The sequence below is a fragment of the Helicobacter sp. 'house sparrow 1' genome (assembly GCF_900199585.1).
Classification (GTDB): domain Bacteria; phylum Campylobacterota; class Campylobacteria; order Campylobacterales; family Helicobacteraceae; genus Helicobacter_H.
On the sequence record NZ_FZQY01000008.1, the window covers coordinates 128,165 to 144,374 of the forward strand.

The following is a 16,210-nucleotide window of genomic DNA, read 5'->3' on the forward strand; positions in this document are numbered from 1 at the left end:
ATTTTCTATATTCCATACCTTAATATTTTTATGTTTAGTAGATCGTTTTTATAGGCTAGTGATCTTATTAAATAGAATTCTTCAAGAGAAAGGAGGTTTTTATATGGATATTGAAAAATTAACAACAAAATCTTTAAGATTAAGTTTTGTATGTGTAGCATTGCTTAGTTTCTATAATTTAAAAGCGCAAGAGACTAAGCAGGAAGAAAATAATGATGCAACTTTCAATCTCACAACAATTAGCACAACAGCAGCAAAAACACAAAGAGAGATTTTTTATACACCTGATAATATTGCATCCATAAGCGGAGAGAGTCTTCAAAATCTCAATATAACAAACTCAAAAAATTTACAAAATGTATTTTCAGGGCTCTATATAGGAGATTCTGGAGGAAGTGCTTATCCACAAATCACTCTAAGAGGTTTTCATTCTGGATATTATTATAACTCAAGCGTGAGACTTTATATAGATGGAGTGCCTCAAGATATATTTTTCTTAAATCAAGAATTGCTAGATGTGGAATCTGTAGAATTATTCAAAGGATATGCTGGGACTCTTTATGGACAAAATGCACAAGCTGGAATCCTTTCTATTATTTCCAATACTATCTCAGATCAAACAAAAGTAAAAGGAGAAATTAACTTTGGAAATTTAAATAGAGGCATAAGTGCAACAGCCAGTGGCGCTATCATTCCGCATAAACTTTATACAAAAATTAGTTTTAAACATCAAGAATTTTTGGGACAAATCAAAGATTCCTCTACAGGAAAACTTGCTGATACAACAGAAAGCAATCTTGGTAGATTTTCTCTAATCTATAATGAAGAATTATGGAATCTTGGGTTTGACTACTATATTGATAAAAGCAAGTTTAGGGATATTTTTTATCTTACTGATAATGAAATAAATAGTCTTGAACATGATTTTGGAAGCTCTGGAATTCCCCTTATTGATAGAACTGTGCAAACCTACGCCCTAAGAGGAGGTTTTGATACAGAGAGATTTTCATTATCTAATGTTTTTAGTGTTCAAGATAGGACTATGCCAATCACCTCCTTTGGATCTACTTGGCAAGAAGATAATCAAACCTTTAATAATGAATTAAAATTTACACAAACTTATAGCAACAACTCTACTTCACTCTATGGTTTCTTTGTTTCTTATAGTAATTTTAAACATCAATTCTTAAGGGACAACACAAGAGAGGGTGATACCAATAAGCTACAAAGCCTGCATCTTGCATTATTTAGCGATCATCATATTCTTTTAAAACATAATTTTGATATCAATATAGGCTTAAGATACCAATATGACAGGAGTTTGATTAATTACAATAAAGGCACAAATGCCACAAGTACTATCAATAGTTTTGATTCAAGATTTGATTCGCATAATCTTGCAGGAAGAATTGCAGCATCCTACACACTCTTTGGGAATCACAAGTTCTATACTCAAGTTTCAAGAGGTTTTAAAGAAGGAGGTTTCCCTGGTGCCATCTTTTACCAAGGTTATGAAAATGCCTTTAAACCTGAAACAAATTATATGGCAGAAATTGGCTATAAGGGATTTTTCTTAGGTGATAAGATTTACATTAATGCAGATTATTATTTTGGCTATACAAAAAATAGGCAAGAAAATATCTTAATTGATGCAAATGCAAACAACTATATTGTGGGCAATGTTGGCAATATGCTAACACATGGATTTGAGTTTGAGGGCAAATATCAGTTTTTAAAAGAAAGTTTTATTATGCTAAATTTTGCCTATATCAATGCAAAATATCACAATGCAATCAATCCATACACAGGTGCAAAACTAGAATCTAATGTATTTTTTGTTCCAAGCTTTAATATCAATGCCTCACTGGATACTATTATATGGGGGAATAATGTCATTAAAATCTTCTTTAATACAGGTATTTCTTATAAAAGCACTATCTTACTTAGTAGTGATTTTAAACAAAAACCCTATACACTTTGGGATCTAGGTTTGCGTGCAGAATACAAAAGTCTCTCCCTGGCATTTCAAGTAAATAATGTATTAAATACAATCTATGATACTTATGGGTATGTGGTAGGAGATACAAAATACCACCAGATTGGCAGAACAAGAAGTTTTAATATTATCTTGAGTGCAAAATTTTAATTTAAGGTAGAAGAAATGAAGAAAAAAAGTATCTTAAAAAGCTTAAAAAGTAAATTTCTAAAATGGCATTTATATATTAGCCTATTCTTTATACCTATGGCAATTTTTTATAAAGTTACTGGAATTGTTGGCATCTTTGGATACTTTGGACAACAAGATTCTAAGGTTATTGAGTTTAATCAATCCCAACTAGAATTTTTTAAAGATTTTAAAGCAAATGAAACCAAAAGCACTAAAGAGGAGCTAAATCTAGCAAGAAATAAAATTTTAGAATTCTTGGTGTCTAATCACATTGAACTCCCTTATACTAATGAAATCAATGATTCTTGGGACAATAAAAGGTATGTTCTAGGAGGGATTGCAAAATATGTAGAAATTGACAAAAACAACCCCCATTCGCTTATCCTTTACAAAAGAGATTTACTATCCAACCTTATGACCTTGCATTTTGCCAGAGGGGGAATACTTTTTAATATTCTTGCCTTTTGTTTTGTAATCTTTTTGTTTATTACTTATGTAACAGGACTTTTAATTTGCAATTTTTCAAAACATAGATATAAGTATGGGGGTGTTATTCTCATAGGATTTATAATCACTCTAGTTAGTGGTATTGTTTCTGCAATCTAGTTTTTAAAAAAGATTGAACTTTTTTAAAAACTCTAATAACCAGATCACTAAGATTTTAAATCTTAGTGCTTAATTTTTTAATCTCTTAATAGTTTTACCAAAAAAAGTTTTTCTTATTTCCCGCGATACACAATCCCCTCAAGATTTTTTATTTCCTCATTATTACTCAATCCAACATTACCCAAGCTCCCCTTATCTCCCACAAAACCTTGAACAAAATATTCACCCCTATAACCATTTTCCCTTAGCCAATCTCTCATAAAAATAAGATCCTCTTTTGTTAAAAAATCAGAATGAAAGGTACTTCTTACTTCATATTCTATATGAGAATCTCTAAGTAGTTCAAAGCAAGCTTTAAAATCTTTATAGTATTCCTTTAGGCAAAGTTTTTGCATCTTATAAGCAGGAGCTTTAAAATCCAATGCTACATACTCAAGAAGTTTTTTTTCTAATAATTCTTGCAAAACTTTGGGATTACTTGCATTTGTATCTACTTTGATACAAAATCCCATTGACTTAATCTCTTGGATAAACCCTATAAGTTTATCTCCCCATATACTGCACTCACCCCCACTACACACAACTCCATCTAAAAGTCCTATGCGACTTTCTAAAAATTTTATAATCCTCTCTTTTGGCAAAAACTTTTGAGGATAGATCAGTTCATAGTTATAACAATATGCACATCTTAAATTACATCCTCCAAACCATAATATCGCAGATAGTTTTTTTGGAAAATCTATAAGGCTAAAGGGGGTAAGAGAAACAACCAAAACCAAACCTTACTTAAAAAAATCCATAGTGTCAAAATCTTTTAGATCTCTTTTATCTAAAGTAAAAAATTTTCTCTCCTGATGCTCTCCAAGTTTCCCAATATTAAAACTTTCAACAGGGCGATGATACCCCATAACCCGAGTATAAACTGTGCATTTACTTTGATTCTCTGGACATTTTGGACAATACTCATACTCACCACTAATATACCCATGAGTTGGGCAAATACTAAAAATGGGTGTAATTGTAATATAAGGTAATCTATAAGAGCTAATAACCCTTCTTACAAGCTCTTTACAAGTTTTAGAATCTTCAATCCTCTCCCCCATGTATAAATGCAAAACAGTTCCTCCTGTATATTTACATTGCAATCTATCTTGCTTACTGAGGGCAAAAAATGGATCATTGCTAAAACTTGATGGCAATTGTGAAGAATTTGTATAATAGATATTCTCACCACTTCCTGCTTGGATAATCTTATCCCCATAGCGTTTTTTATCTTCTTTGGCAAAACGATAAGTTGTTCCTTCTGCTGGGGTGGCCTCAAGATTATAAAGATTTCCTGTTTTTTCCTGATAATCCCTAATTTTCTCTCGCATAAAATCTAAAATCTCCAGACATATTTTTTCACCCATTTCAGAATCAATTCCAAAAGTATCTGCACTAAAATTTCTAATCATCTCATGCATTCCATTTACACCAATTGTAGAAAAGTGATGATTAAAATGAGGAAGATAACGCTTAGTGTAGGGATATAAGCCTCTTTCAAACAAATCATTAACAACCCTTCGTTTTTTTTCTAAGGTGCTTTGTGCAATATCCATTAATCTAGATAGTTCATTCTTTAATGCTCTCAAGTCCCCCTTAAATCTAAAACCAAGTCTTGCCATATTGATTGTAACAACACCAATACTTCCTGTCATCTCTGCGCTTCCAAAAAGCCCTCCACCCCTCTTAAGTAATTCTCTTAAATCTAATTGAAGCCTGCAACACATACTTCTAACAGCATTAGGTTTATAGGCCTCTGTATTTAAAACTCTATTGCCATTTTCATCTTCTTTATATTGAGACCCGATAAAATTTTGAAAATAGCTTGACCCAACTTTGGCCGTATTTTCAAATAAAATTTCACAATTTGGACTATCCCAATCAAAATCTTCTGTAATATTTACCGTTGGAATTGGAAAAGTAAAGGGCTGGTTATTTGCATCTCCCTCTGTCATTACCTCATAAAAAGCCTTATTAATCATATCCATTTCATCTTTAAAATGCTTATAGGTTAAATCTTCTAGACTTTCAACCCCTCTTTGATTTGCCCTATTTAATAATTCTTTATCCCTAATACCCTTAAAAAGATGCAAGTTATTGCGTGTGGGAATTTGTTCTTTTAAATCTTCTGGCACATTCCAATCAATTGTTACATTTGTAAAAGGACTTTGTCCCCATCTAGCAGGAACATTCAAATTATAAACAAAACTCCTAATTGCCTTTTTAACTTCAAAAAATTCTAATTTATCCTTAAAAACATAGGGAGCAAGATAAGTATCAAAAGAACTAAAAGCTTGAGCCCCTGCCCATTCACTCTGCAAAATCCCTAAAAAATTTGCCATCTGTCCCAAAGCCTCTCGAAAATGCTTTGGCGCAACAGAATCTACTCTGCCTCTCACCCCATTAAACCCCTCATTTAATAAAACCCTTAAACTCCAACCTGCACAATAACCACTCAGACAATCTAGGTCGTGGATATGGATATCTCCATTACGGTGTGCATAGCCCTCTTGCTTACTATAGACATTATCTAACCAATAATTTGCAATCACCTTTCCTGCTAAGTTATTAATTAATCCTGCATTACTATAGCCTGTATTTGCATTTGCCTTGATTCTCCAATCACTACCACTGATATACTCTTCCACACTTTGAGTGCAATCTACAAAAGTTGTCCTCTCTTCTAATGTTCCCTCTCTTTGCATTTTATGCAAGAATCTATAATTCATAAAGCTTTTCATCACTTCAAAATCCCCCCATTCAAAGAGTTGTTTTTCGATACAGTCTTGAATTTCTTCAACATTTTGAAGCTTTTGCCCCTTTATTTGACTTAAAACTCCTTCAAATACTTCTGTCCTATAATCTTTTCCCACACTCTTATAAGCTCTTTTAATTGCATCTTGAATCTTATGGGGCATAAATTTTTCAACTCCCCCATCTCTTTTATAAATAAATTCCATTTTTTTCTCCATTTTTGTTTTTTATTAGGCCTCAATTTTAGATTATTTTTTTAAAAATCTGGGTGTTATTTTTATATTTTTTAAGTCTTATTTTTGTAATTTTTTTTTATTTTTTTTAATGATTTCTTAGTGTTTTATTTTTTTAAAATTATTTTAAAACCCCTTAATTTAGAAGATGAAACTCCATAAATTAATATTTAGCATTTAATATTTTAGAGTGCTAAAAAAGAATATCTAAGTGCCATTTATATAGAAATATCTTATATTCCTTTATTCTTAAATTCTTTTTATTTTCTGCGATAATTTTTACCATATTGCTTTAATAAAATCTTTTTAAGACCTCTGATACTCACAATGTATAATTTCAAAAAAGTCCCTAACACTTTTTTATGACTTAAATATTGATAACTAAACCTACTGGGGTTTCTTTCATAGAAGCTTGAATTTTTTGATAACCATCTCAATTTTAAAAATACCATCTTGCTAGTATTTCTAAAATATGCTTCACCAAATAAAAAAAATATCTTCAAACAACTAAAACACAAAAACTAATAAAAATTTTTAACAAGTCGCTTCTTGATATAAACTCAATAAGAGCTTGTATCTCAAAAACATTTTATCTAGGCCTAAAATTATTATCTCTAGGCATTGAGCATAAAAAACAAAGATATCATCACTTGGTATATGTAAGGATGCTAAAAGAAGGCCTTGAAGCATATGCCCCAAACTTCCCTCAAATAAAATTCCTAAATGAGGATTTTGTGCTCCTTGCTTGGCGATTAAGCCAAAAATACGATCCACTAATATAAACAATTCTTTTTTATTTCTAGCACCTTCTTTTAAGATATTAATGATTTCTTGGTGATAAGAATCTGCTATTTGGATGTTTTTATCAAAAGATTTCATTTTGCTATGTTGCATCAATCCCTTGATTACTTTTATGCTTTCTTCTTTATAAATCTTTTTTAATCTAATCTCCTCTACTTCTACAGACCTAGCACCCTCGATATAAGCTCCACTTCCAAGATTTAAAACCTCTTTAGGGTTAAAGATTCTAATGGCTTCAACTATATTTTGCAAAGAAAGCAAAAAAACAGAATCACTAAAAACAGTTTGCTTTTTATTCCCTCTTACTTGTATTGCATTTTCTGGTATTTTAACCTCTTCATCTCCATAAAAAGACTTTTTAGCGTGTTTGCTCTTTCCTTTTATATAGGCACAATCTATACCACAAAGCAAAATTCTATCACTCAAATACATTGCAAGAGCCACTCCTGCATTACCAACAAAAGGAGCGCTAAAATCAAGTGGTTTGATCTCCTCAAATAAATAACTTGCGCTACTACCTCCGCGCAAAAATAAGAATTTTTCCTTAGCAAGACTTAATGCTTTTGGATTTACCATATTTCCACACAACAAAGGAGTATCCCCCAAAGGAGCATCTCTTAAAACATCTGCTAAGTAATCAATTCTTTCAATTTCAATTTGAAAATCCACCTTAATTCCAAAGTTTTTTAATGGTTTTAGAGCAGTTCCACAAGAAAAAATCAACATCTTTTCTTGATTTTTTTTGATAAATGGCAACAAGTCATCTAAACTTGCCCCATTACCCACAACACATATTGGTGCTTCTATCTTCTTTTTTTGCAAAAGTATTGGAATTTCTTTGTTACAAAGGGTATTAACAAAACCTATGATTTCATCTTCAAAACTACCCCAACCTCTTTTATTTGCACTATATTCTTGCATGATACAAGATTGAATTTCTTGTACCTTCTTGCTAGAATACATCTGCAACTCACAAAGCAAAAAGTTACTGGTAATTTTTCTTGAAGCAAAAAAATTACGAATAAATTTTTTATTTACCACGTCTTTTACAAAAATATAACAAGACTTATTAGACACATTCTCAAAAAGTTTTTCAAAATCTAAAAAATAACAGCTAATCCTAAATAAGTCGATATCTTCTTCAAATATCAAAAGTGAGTGAAAAAATACTCCCTCATCTATTAAAAATTGCAAGAATAATCCACCAAAAAGACCATATAAAACAGAGGTTGGCATAAATTTTGGATGAAGATGATACTCCTTAACCCCCTTATGTTTTTTCAAAATTTCAATCATCTCATTTACGACAAAACCTGTAATTGGGAGTTTTTCTGTGTCAATAGAACTTAAAAAAACCTCATTGCTATGAATCTTCCAACGATGATTTTTAAGAGGTGATGTAGAAATTTCAAGATGCGTTTCTATCATTACAGATTGCTGATTGAATATGGGATAAATTTTTTGTTTAGTCTTTAGATTAATAATATTAATCCCAGCGGTATCAAAAACTAAATTATAAGAAGTTGGAGGCTTTTTTAATTCCTCAAATAATCCTATAGAGCTCTGTCTAAAAAACTCCATATTCTTAACAAAACAAGATGAAATAAAACCCTGAATCTGTTCTTGGGTTCCCTTTGTGAGTATTTCAAGAAGTTTCATTTAAAAAATCCCTCCCAAAAAGGAGGGTTTTAGTATTTTATTTTAAAGCTTCTTTAGCAATTGCTACAACTTTATTAAATGCACCTAAATCATTCATTGCCATATCAGCAAGAACTTTTCTATCAAGATCCACATTTGCAAGCTTTAATCCGTGCATAAACTTAGAATAACTAATTTCATTCATTCTACATGCAGCATTAATTCTTACAATCCATAGGCTTCTAAAATCTCTTTTCTTTTGCTTTCTATCACGGAAAGCATAATACATGCTTCTTTCAAGTTGCTCTTTTGCTTTTCTAAAGTGTTTTCTTCTACCACTATAAAACCCTCTAGCAAGCTTTAAAATCTTTTTATGACGTCTTCTTCTTACAATACCTGTTTTTACTCTCATTTTATTTCTCCTTGACCTAAATAAGGTGTAGTCTTTTGACTAATCTTTCCCTCAAGTTGAGGGGAGCCTATTACTTTACAACTATGCTTGACAAAGCAAGTTTTTAACCGAATCAATATTTGCACTATGAACATAGTGAGGTGATCTAAGATTTGCTTTTCTCTTAGGGCTCTTTTTTGTCAAGATATGACTTCTAAAAGCACTACCGCGTTTTACAAGATTCTTTTTAATCTTGAATCTCTTAGCCGCACCACGATTTGTCTTCATCTTTGGCATTGTTCTACTCCTTTCATAAGATTAATTATTTTGATTTTTTATGATCCTGCTTTTTTGGAACAAAAAGCCAAACTGCATAACGCCCCTCTACCTTTGGCTCTTTCTCAGGTGTAGCAATATCCTCAATCATAGCACACACCCTATGTAAAACATCTACACCAGCTTGAGGATCAGTTGCTTCTCTTCCTCTCAAAATCACTTTAAATTTTACATGCTTTTGATCTGCAATAAACTCTCTTGCATGCTTCACTTTATAATTAATATCATTTTGAGCAATTTGTGTAGAGAGCTTAATTTCTTTTATCTCAATTTGTTTTTGTTTTTTCTTTGCTTCTTTTTGTTTCTTTTCAAGCTGGTAGCGGTATTTACCATAATCCATAATTTTACAAACTGGTGGATTAGCACTTGAAGAGATTAATACTAAATCCAATCCCTTGGAATTTGCAATTTTTTGAGCTTCTTCAGATGAGATGATTCCATATACTTCACCATCATCACCCACACATCTTACTTCCTTAAAATTTATATCCCTATTTAATAAAATTTCTTCCTTACTCAAAAACTAACCTCTTTCATTTTATTTTCCACCATTTTTAAGAACTCTTCCTCCTGCATCTCATATTGCGCCTTCTCCCTACGATCTCTAATTGCTAAAGTTTTACTTTGCAATTCTTTATCTCCAATTACCAAGATCATAGGAACGCGTTGCTTCTCTGCATTCCGTATCTTTTTGCTTAAAGTTTCATTTTTATCCATAATTTCTGCATAAGCACCAAGAGCTATGATCTTTTCTCGCAAACTTTGCACATAAGATAGATGCGTATCATTTATCGGTATCAATATGATTTGAGTTGGTGCTATGAAGAAAGGAAATTCTCCACCAAAATGCTCTGTAAGTATAGCAGTAAATCTCTCAAATGAACCTAAAATTGCACGATGAATCATCACAGGTTGTTTTGCACTATTATTTTCATCTACATATTCAAGTGAAAAACGATCTGGCAAATTCATATCAATTTGTATCGTTCCACACTGCCATTTTCTACCGATTGCATCTGTGATTTTTATATCAATCTTAGGTCCATAAAAAGCTCCCCCACCCTCATCTATTTTATAGTCTATATGATGCTCTTGTAATGCCTCTTGTAAGGATTTAGTGGCAAGTTCCCAAACACTATCTTCACCAATTGATTTTTGAGGTCTTGTTGCAAGCTCCATCTCATAGCTAAAACCAAAAGCCTGCATAATTTTATCTGTAAAAGCAATAATATTACTCACTTCTGCCTTAATTTGTTCAGGTCGGCAGAAAATATGCGCATCATCTTGTGTAAATTCCCTTACACGCAAAAGCCCGTGTAGTACGCCACTTTTTTCATGTCGATGAACAACACCATATTCATAGAATCTTAAAGGCAAATCACGATAACTTCTAATGGAGCTTTGATAAACTTTAATATGTCCCACACAATTCATAGGCTTAATTCCATACTCTACCTCATCAATTGTTGTGAAATACATATTTTCACCATAGTTATCATAATGACCACTCACTTTCCAAACACTACTCTTTAAAAGTTCAGGTCCTCTTACAGGTTCATAATCTCTAATCATCAGAGCTTTTGTCAGGAGTTCTTCAATTCTACGGCGTAGTCTTGCCCCCTTTGGTAGCCATATAGGAAGCCCAGCACCCACTTCCTCATCAAATGTAAAGAGTCCCATTTCAACTGCTATTTTTCTATGATCGCGCTTTTTAGCTTCTTCAATTTGGTGGATATAGGCATCTAAAGTCTGTTTATCTGCAAATGCAATACCATAGATTCTGATAAGCATTTCAGCCTTTTCATCTCCGCCAAGATAGGCTCCAGCAAGTTTTGTAAGCTTAAAGCTATGTAAAAATTTAGTATTAGGAAGATGGGGTCCTCTACACAAGTCCTCAAAATCACCTTGAGAATAGATTCCAAAACTATCTCCCTCTATCCTACTCATTACCGCTTGCTTTAATTCATCATCTCTAAATTTTTCTAAAGCTTCTGCTCTACTCATAACTGATTTATTGATAGGGAGTTTTCTTTTTGCAATTTCTTTCATTCTTTTTTCAATAGAAACTAAATCTTCCTCTCCTATCTTTTGACTTGTCTTAAAGTCATAATAAAATCCCTCATCCACCACAGGGCCTACAAAAAATTTTGCATCAGGATATAGTTCCTTTATAGCATGAGCCATCAAATGCGCACAGGAATGCCTAATGATAGAGAGAGCATCTGCAGAGTTATCAAAATGAATTTCTTGGCCACTTAAATTCCTCTCTTGAGCAGTCTGTAGATCAAAAACTTCTGATTGTATTTTTATGCCTATAACATCTGACATTTATCCTACCTTAAAAAATAATGCCCGCAATTGTAACACAAAAACTCTCTTACACAAAGAAAATACCCTATCCTACTTTATTATCTTCTATTTTCTCATTTTCTAAAAGCTTTAAAATCCTTTCTTCATCAAACATATCCTGATCCATACGATCCAAAAATTCTTGAGGAATTACTTTTTTATAATCTTTTATCGGGATCAAATTATTTAACTCACGCTGCCTTCTAGTCTTTAAATAAGGAAAATGCCAGGTGCTTAATTTCGCATCATAATACTTATATTTAAAAGGGATTTTTAGAAGCTCCCAATAAACAATCTTATTATCTTTTTCACTTATAATAACATCCTTAAAATATAGCCCCTTATTACAAATTAGCCAATGATCTTTTGGATCAAAGACTGGGGAATCTCCATCAATATAAACCTTAGAATCTATTAGATGAAGATTAATCCTAAAATAAAACACCACTTCATCATCATCTTTTACTAGATAAAAACTCTTTTTTAATTTTTCCGCATCATAGATCTGATCTGCATCAATTTTTATCAGCCAATCTCCTTGAGGAATAAAACTTAATGCAAAATTATAATAATCGCTTAAACTTTTTTTAGATTGCCTTTCTTCTTTGGTGCAATTTACGCTTGCAACCTCATGAGGATAAAAAGCACAAATAAAACCTGTGTTTTTTTCACAAAAATCCTCAATAATGCTTTTACTCCTATCAGTACATCCACTATAAACAATAATACCTCTAGAAATAGCAGGGATAATAGAATCTAAACTCTGCTTTAATGTTTTTTCTTCATTGTATACACGAATAAATGCCCAAGGATTTAATGCACCCTCTACATAAGACCGCTTATATACCCTTCTTGCTATCTTTTTGCAAAATCTAAATATTCCTCCTATCATATCTGCATTTAATCTCCAACAACATCATATTATTGTTCTAACTCATTGCTCTATCTCTTGTTTTTATTTTGTCACAATAAACCTTTATTTTTCCTTTGTCTTGTTTTTAAATCAACAATAGCAACATTTGATATAATATGAAACCCTTTGAAATTACAAAGGAAGTTTTACTAAATAACTATCAAATAGTGCGATACACTAAAAGCTAAGGAGACAATTATGTTTGAACTAAGAAAATTACCTTATGAAAAAGACTCTATGCAAGATTTTTTAAGCGCGGTTACTTTTGACTATCATTATGGAAAACATCATCAAACTTATGTAAATAATCTCAATAATCTTATTAAAGATACAGAGTTTGCAAATAGTGATCTTTTTGAAATCATTACAAAATCAAGTGGTGGTCTTTTTAATAATGCTGCTCAAGTTTATAATCACGATTTTTACTGGGATTGTATCACTCCAAAATCTAGCGAAATGAGTGCAGATTTATCCAATGCATTAAAAGAAAATTTTGGTTCTTTAGAAGCATTTAAAGAAAAGTTTTTATCAAGTGCAACTACACTATTTGGTTCTGGCTGGTGTTGGCTTGTTTTCAACTTAGAAAATCAAAAGCTTGAAATTGTTCAAACAAGCAATGCGCAAACTCCAATTGTAGATAATAAAGTTCCTTTATTAGTGGTGGATGTTTGGGAGCATGCTTACTATATTGATTTTAAAAATACACGCCCTAATTACCTAGAAAAATTCTACAGTCATATCAACTGGGATTTTGTATCTCAAGCTTATGAGTGGGCAAAAAAAGAGGGAATGGATTCTGTAAAATTTTATATTAATGAATTTGTAAGAGGATCACATAAGTAATTTTATTTGCTTAGTTGCATATACAATCATTATAATTATGCTTTTATTTTATAAAATGGATGGGCTTGGTTGTATATGCAAGATAAAAGTTATAAGATATCACTCACAAAGAAAAAAAGTTTTAAGACAGCTTTGTTCCTCATAGCAGGAACCACAGTTTTGGGTAGCACGATTATTGCACCATCTCTCCCAGAACTCCAAAGACATTTTCTCTACATAGGCTCTTCAGTTGAGCTACTCTCAAGATTAATCTTAACATTACCAGCACTTTTTATCTTACTTTTTTCCCCACTAGCTGGATTTTTGTATGAGAAATTTTCAAGACTTAAGATTATATATCCTGCACTCATTACTTGGTCAATAGCTGGGGGTTGTGGTTTTCTCCTTGATAATATTTACTTGCTTTTAATCTCAAGAGCAATTCTTGGCATTGCTACTGCATTTTTAATGACAGGTGTTGGAATCTTGTTATCTGATTATTATAAGGGAGAAGAAAGAGAAAAAGCTTTAGCAATGCAATTCTTTTTTATGGCTTTTAGTGGAGCGGTTTTTTTAATCTTGGGGGGCTATCTTGCAAATCTTGACTGGCGCTATCCTTTTTTAGTCTATCTTCTTGGTTTTTTGATTTTTATTTTTGCAAAGGTACAGCTCTTTGAGCCAGATAAGATTCAAAGCAATCCATCAAAGGATCAAAAAAACAGTTTTAATTTCAATAAATTTATTTTTGTATATGCTTTGAGTATTATTTCTATGGGGTGTTTTTACATTGCTCCAACACAATTGTCATTTTTTATGATACACCACCTGCAAATACAACAATCTAGTATCGGCATTTCAATGGCTATTGCCTCAATTGCTATGGCAATCAGTTCTTTTTATTATCAAAAACTACATAAAACCTTTAGTATCTATGAGATTTTTTTTATTGCTCTCAGTCTTTTGGGAGGAGGATTTGCAGTTATAGGGCTATTACACAATTACTTTAGTATTCTGCTTGGTTTTTTATTACTTGGATTAAGCTTAGGACTACTAAATGTAAATAATAGCACTTGGCTTTTTAGTCTAGCTGAAGAAAAAGAAAGGCCAAGAGCCTATGGTTTTTTAACAAGTTCAATGTTTGCTGGACAATTCATTTCTCCACTCATCACCCAAACAATTGTATATCACATAGGACTTGTTGAGATGATAGGGATTGTTGCTATATTTGTTTATTTTATTGGTTTTATATTTTTATACTTAAGCAAAAAAAGGAAGGGTAATGCAAGATAAGCTTTTTTCAAAGGAGCAGAGCAAACAATTTGAGTTTGACGATAAGGTTGCAAGTGTTTTTGATGATATGCTGGTTCGTTCCATACCATTTTATAACATTGCATCAGATTTAAGCATAGATTTTATTTTAAAACATATTCAAACTATCCAAACACCTGTTATATATGACCTAGGTAGCTCTACAGGCAATTTCCTCATTAACTTGGCTCAAAAAATCCAAAGAAGCGCCTTACTTTTTGGAATTGATAGCTCCAAAGCTATGATAGAAAGATCTATGCAAAAATCCTTAGCCTACAATCTCTCAATTAATTTTAAAAATGCGGATTTTTTAGAATATGCTTTTAGAGATGCTGATGTGGTTGTTGCGCATTACACGATTCAATTTATACGCCCTTTGCAAAGAGAGAAACTAATCAAAAAAATTTTTGATTCTCTAAAATCAGATGGAATCTTTATTATGAGTGAAAAGATGACAAGTTTTGACAAGCAGTTAGATAGGCAAATGATTGAGCGTTATCATCAATTTAAATATGAACAAGGTTATAGTAAAAATGAAATTACTCACAAAAGAGAAGCATTAGAAAATGTTCTTATCCCCTATAGCTTGGATGAAAACTTACAAATGCTAAAAAATGCAGGGTTTAAAACCAGCGAAGTTCTTTTTAAATGGGTGAATTTTGGCACAATTATCGCCAAAAAAACTTAGACTTCTATTGTTTGATCAATTTTTAGACCAAATCCACCCAGTGCATTGTATTCTTTGTTTGAATTACTGATAAGATTAAAGGTATCCACCCCTAGTCGCTTTAGAATCTGAGCACCTACACCAAATTTTTTTACAAGCTCATTGTTAGAATCATTATCTTGTAAAAAGATTAAGTACCCACCATCTTGATCCAGCTTCTTAATAGATTTTAATAATAAATTATAGGTTTCTTGATTAGTGAGGAGTTCATAATCATACTTTATAAGATGAAATTTTACCAATGGAGGATTTTTTGTTTTTTTACCAAATTCAAAAACAAAATGGTTGCGACTTAAATGATCACTAAAGATGTATTTTGTAACATTAAAATCTAATACTTTCCCCTCCTCCTTAGAAACAAGATTTAATAAATTCTCATTTTGCATACGATAAGCAACCAAATCTGATACATACAGAATTTTTAATTGATGCTTTTTAGCAAAATCAAGTAAGAATTTATCCCCCCTCCTTGCCATTGAGCCATCTTCTTTCATAATCTCACAAATTACAGCTACAGGCTTTAATCCCGCAATCTTACACAAATCCACACTAGCTTCGGTATGCCCTGTTCTTACTAAGACACCCCCTTCTTTTGCAACAAGGGGGAAAATATGCCCAGGCCTAACAAAATCATTAGGAAGTGCATTATCCTTACACATTAATTGAATGGTCATATCTCTCTCAAAAGCAGAAATTCCTGTTTTTGCTTCTCTGGCATCTACAGAAATAGTAAAAGCTGTTTCGTGATTAGAATTATTTTTTGCCACCATAGGAGGTAAATCTAGCCTATTGGCTAATTCTTGCGTAATTGATACACAAATTAAACCTCTAGCTTCTTGAGCCATAAAATTGATCTTCTCGGGGGTGCTAAAAATACCAGCTAAAACTAAATCCCCCTCATTTTCCCTATCTTCATCATCCATCACGATAATGATTTCACCATTCCTATAAGCATCAATTGCCTCTTTTACTCTATCAATATCTACCATAAAATTCCTCACAAAAAACCTAATAAAAACTACCAAAAATTATACAATAGCATTTTTAACTTCATTTCTATTGACAAATAGAATAAAAAACAATATAATACGGCTTCCAAAAATGTTTTACAAATGTTTTTTAG

At 31.9% G+C, this 16,210-nt stretch carries 13 protein-coding genes and 1 pseudogene; 5 read left to right on the forward strand and 9 right to left on the reverse strand.

The window, feature by feature from the left end:
- Window positions 1-103: 103 nt before the first annotated feature.
- Window positions 104-2,146 carry a TonB-dependent receptor gene (locus C6H31_RS04930; protein ID WP_104697703.1) on the forward strand — a complete coding sequence of 681 codons (2,043 nt, stop codon included), beginning with the start codon at window positions 104-106 and terminating at the stop codon, window positions 2,144-2,146.
- 15 nt (window positions 2,147-2,161) lie between these two features.
- Window positions 2,162-2,773 (forward strand): hypothetical protein, encoded by a 612-nt coding sequence (locus C6H31_RS04935; protein WP_104697704.1) that lies wholly within the window; start codon window positions 2,162-2,164, stop codon window positions 2,771-2,773.
- A 113-nt stretch (window positions 2,774-2,886) separates the two neighbouring features.
- On the opposite strand, the gene C6H31_RS04940 is transcribed toward C6H31_RS04935, so the two are convergent.
- The 8 genes and pseudogenes from C6H31_RS04940 to C6H31_RS04975 form a co-directional block, all read right to left on the reverse strand.
- On the reverse strand, window positions 2,887-3,546 hold the full coding sequence (locus C6H31_RS04940; RefSeq protein ID WP_158654715.1) for an anaerobic ribonucleoside-triphosphate reductase activating protein: 660 nt from the start codon (window positions 3,544-3,546) through the stop codon (window positions 2,887-2,889).
- 9 nt (window positions 3,547-3,555) lie between these two features.
- Window positions 3,556-5,775: a ribonucleoside triphosphate reductase gene (locus tag C6H31_RS04945; protein ID WP_199768122.1), complete on the reverse strand. Its 2,220-nt coding sequence runs from the start codon at window positions 5,773-5,775 to the stop codon at window positions 3,556-3,558.
- Between the two features lie 561 nt (window positions 5,776-6,336).
- Window positions 6,337-8,262: a motility associated factor glycosyltransferase family protein gene (locus tag C6H31_RS04950; protein WP_104697707.1), complete on the reverse strand. Its 1,926-nt coding sequence runs from the start codon at window positions 8,260-8,262 to the stop codon at window positions 6,337-6,339.
- 37 nt (window positions 8,263-8,299) lie between these two features.
- A complete protein-coding gene (gene rplT / locus C6H31_RS04955) occupies window positions 8,300-8,653 on the reverse strand; it encodes a 50S ribosomal protein L20 (protein ID WP_104697708.1) in 354 nt (117 codons plus the stop codon).
- A gap of 81 nt (window positions 8,654-8,734) precedes the next feature.
- Window positions 8,735-8,929 carry a 50S ribosomal protein L35 gene (gene rpmI / locus C6H31_RS04960; protein WP_104697709.1) on the reverse strand — a complete coding sequence of 65 codons (195 nt, stop codon included), beginning with the start codon at window positions 8,927-8,929 and terminating at the stop codon, window positions 8,735-8,737.
- A gap of 28 nt (window positions 8,930-8,957) precedes the next feature.
- A pseudogene (gene infC / locus C6H31_RS04965) lies at window positions 8,958-9,488 on the reverse strand (translation initiation factor IF-3); the annotation flags it as partial.
- Window positions 9,485-11,296, reverse strand: a complete 1,812-nt coding sequence (gene thrS / locus C6H31_RS04970; RefSeq protein ID WP_104697711.1) for a threonine--tRNA ligase — start codon at window positions 11,294-11,296, stop codon at window positions 9,485-9,487. The gene thrS and the pseudogene infC, both read right to left, overlap by 4 nt.
- A gap of 67 nt (window positions 11,297-11,363) precedes the next feature.
- Window positions 11,364-12,209 carry a glycosyltransferase gene (locus C6H31_RS04975; protein ID WP_104697712.1) on the reverse strand — a complete coding sequence of 282 codons (846 nt, stop codon included), beginning with the start codon at window positions 12,207-12,209 and terminating at the stop codon, window positions 11,364-11,366.
- A gap of 219 nt (window positions 12,210-12,428) precedes the next feature.
- On the opposite strand from C6H31_RS04975, the gene sodB reads away from it, so the two are divergent.
- The 3 genes from sodB to cmoA all read left to right on the forward strand — a co-directional run bounded on the left by sodB (window position 12,429) and on the right by cmoA (window position 15,048).
- Window positions 12,429-13,073 carry a superoxide dismutase [Fe] gene (gene sodB, locus C6H31_RS04980; RefSeq protein ID WP_104697713.1) on the forward strand — a complete coding sequence of 215 codons (645 nt, stop codon included), beginning with the start codon at window positions 12,429-12,431 and terminating at the stop codon, window positions 13,071-13,073.
- 75 nt (window positions 13,074-13,148) lie between these two features.
- On the forward strand, window positions 13,149-14,342 hold the full coding sequence (locus C6H31_RS04985) for an MFS transporter (RefSeq protein ID WP_104697714.1): 1,194 nt from the start codon (window positions 13,149-13,151) through the stop codon (window positions 14,340-14,342).
- Window positions 14,332-15,048 carry a carboxy-S-adenosyl-L-methionine synthase CmoA gene (gene cmoA / locus C6H31_RS04990; protein ID WP_104697715.1) on the forward strand — a complete coding sequence of 239 codons (717 nt, stop codon included), beginning with the start codon at window positions 14,332-14,334 and terminating at the stop codon, window positions 15,046-15,048. Before C6H31_RS04985 ends, cmoA begins: the two co-directional genes overlap by 11 nt.
- Here the strand turns inward: cmoA and C6H31_RS04995 are convergent.
- The gene (locus tag C6H31_RS04995) at window positions 15,045-16,076 is read right to left on the reverse strand and encodes a bifunctional 3,4-dihydroxy-2-butanone 4-phosphate synthase/GTP cyclohydrolase II (RefSeq protein ID WP_104697716.1); all 1,032 of its coding nucleotides are present in this window, start codon (window positions 16,074-16,076) and stop codon (window positions 15,045-15,047) included. The two genes, cmoA and C6H31_RS04995, sit on opposite strands and share 4 nt — an antisense overlap.
- Window positions 16,077-16,210 lie beyond the last annotated feature (134 nt).

Bases quoted from the DNA above. Each gene is read 5' to 3' on its own strand.
- rplT (WP_104697708.1), bottom strand. From the start codon at position 8,653: ATGAGAGTAAAAACAGGTATTGTAAGAAGAAGACGTCATAAAAAGATT.
- cmoA (WP_104697715.1), top strand. From the start codon at position 14,332: ATGCAAGATAAGCTTTTTTCAAAGGAGCAGAGCAAACAATTTGAGTTT.
- C6H31_RS04975 (WP_104697712.1), bottom strand. From the start codon at position 12,209: ATGATAGGAGGAATATTTAGATTTTGCAAAAAGATAGCAAGAAGGGTA.
- C6H31_RS04935 (WP_104697704.1), top strand. From the start codon at position 2,162: ATGAAGAAAAAAAGTATCTTAAAAAGCTTAAAAAGTAAATTTCTAAAA.
- C6H31_RS04945 (WP_199768122.1), bottom strand. From the start codon at position 5,775: ATGGAATTTATTTATAAAAGAGATGGGGGAGTTGAAAAATTTATGCCC.
- C6H31_RS04985 (WP_104697714.1), top strand. From the start codon at position 13,149: ATGCAAGATAAAAGTTATAAGATATCACTCACAAAGAAAAAAAGTTTT.
- rpmI (WP_104697709.1), bottom strand. From the start codon at position 8,929: ATGCCAAAGATGAAGACAAATCGTGGTGCGGCTAAGAGATTCAAGATT.
- C6H31_RS04950 (WP_104697707.1), bottom strand. From the start codon at position 8,262: ATGAAACTTCTTGAAATACTCACAAAGGGAACCCAAGAACAGATTCAG.
- thrS (WP_104697711.1), bottom strand. From the start codon at position 11,296: ATGTCAGATGTTATAGGCATAAAAATACAATCAGAAGTTTTTGATCTA.
- sodB (WP_104697713.1), top strand. From the start codon at position 12,429: ATGTTTGAACTAAGAAAATTACCTTATGAAAAAGACTCTATGCAAGAT.
- C6H31_RS04995 (WP_104697716.1), bottom strand. From the start codon at position 16,076: ATGGTAGATATTGATAGAGTAAAAGAGGCAATTGATGCTTATAGGAAT.
- C6H31_RS04930 (WP_104697703.1), top strand. From the start codon at position 104: ATGGATATTGAAAAATTAACAACAAAATCTTTAAGATTAAGTTTTGTA.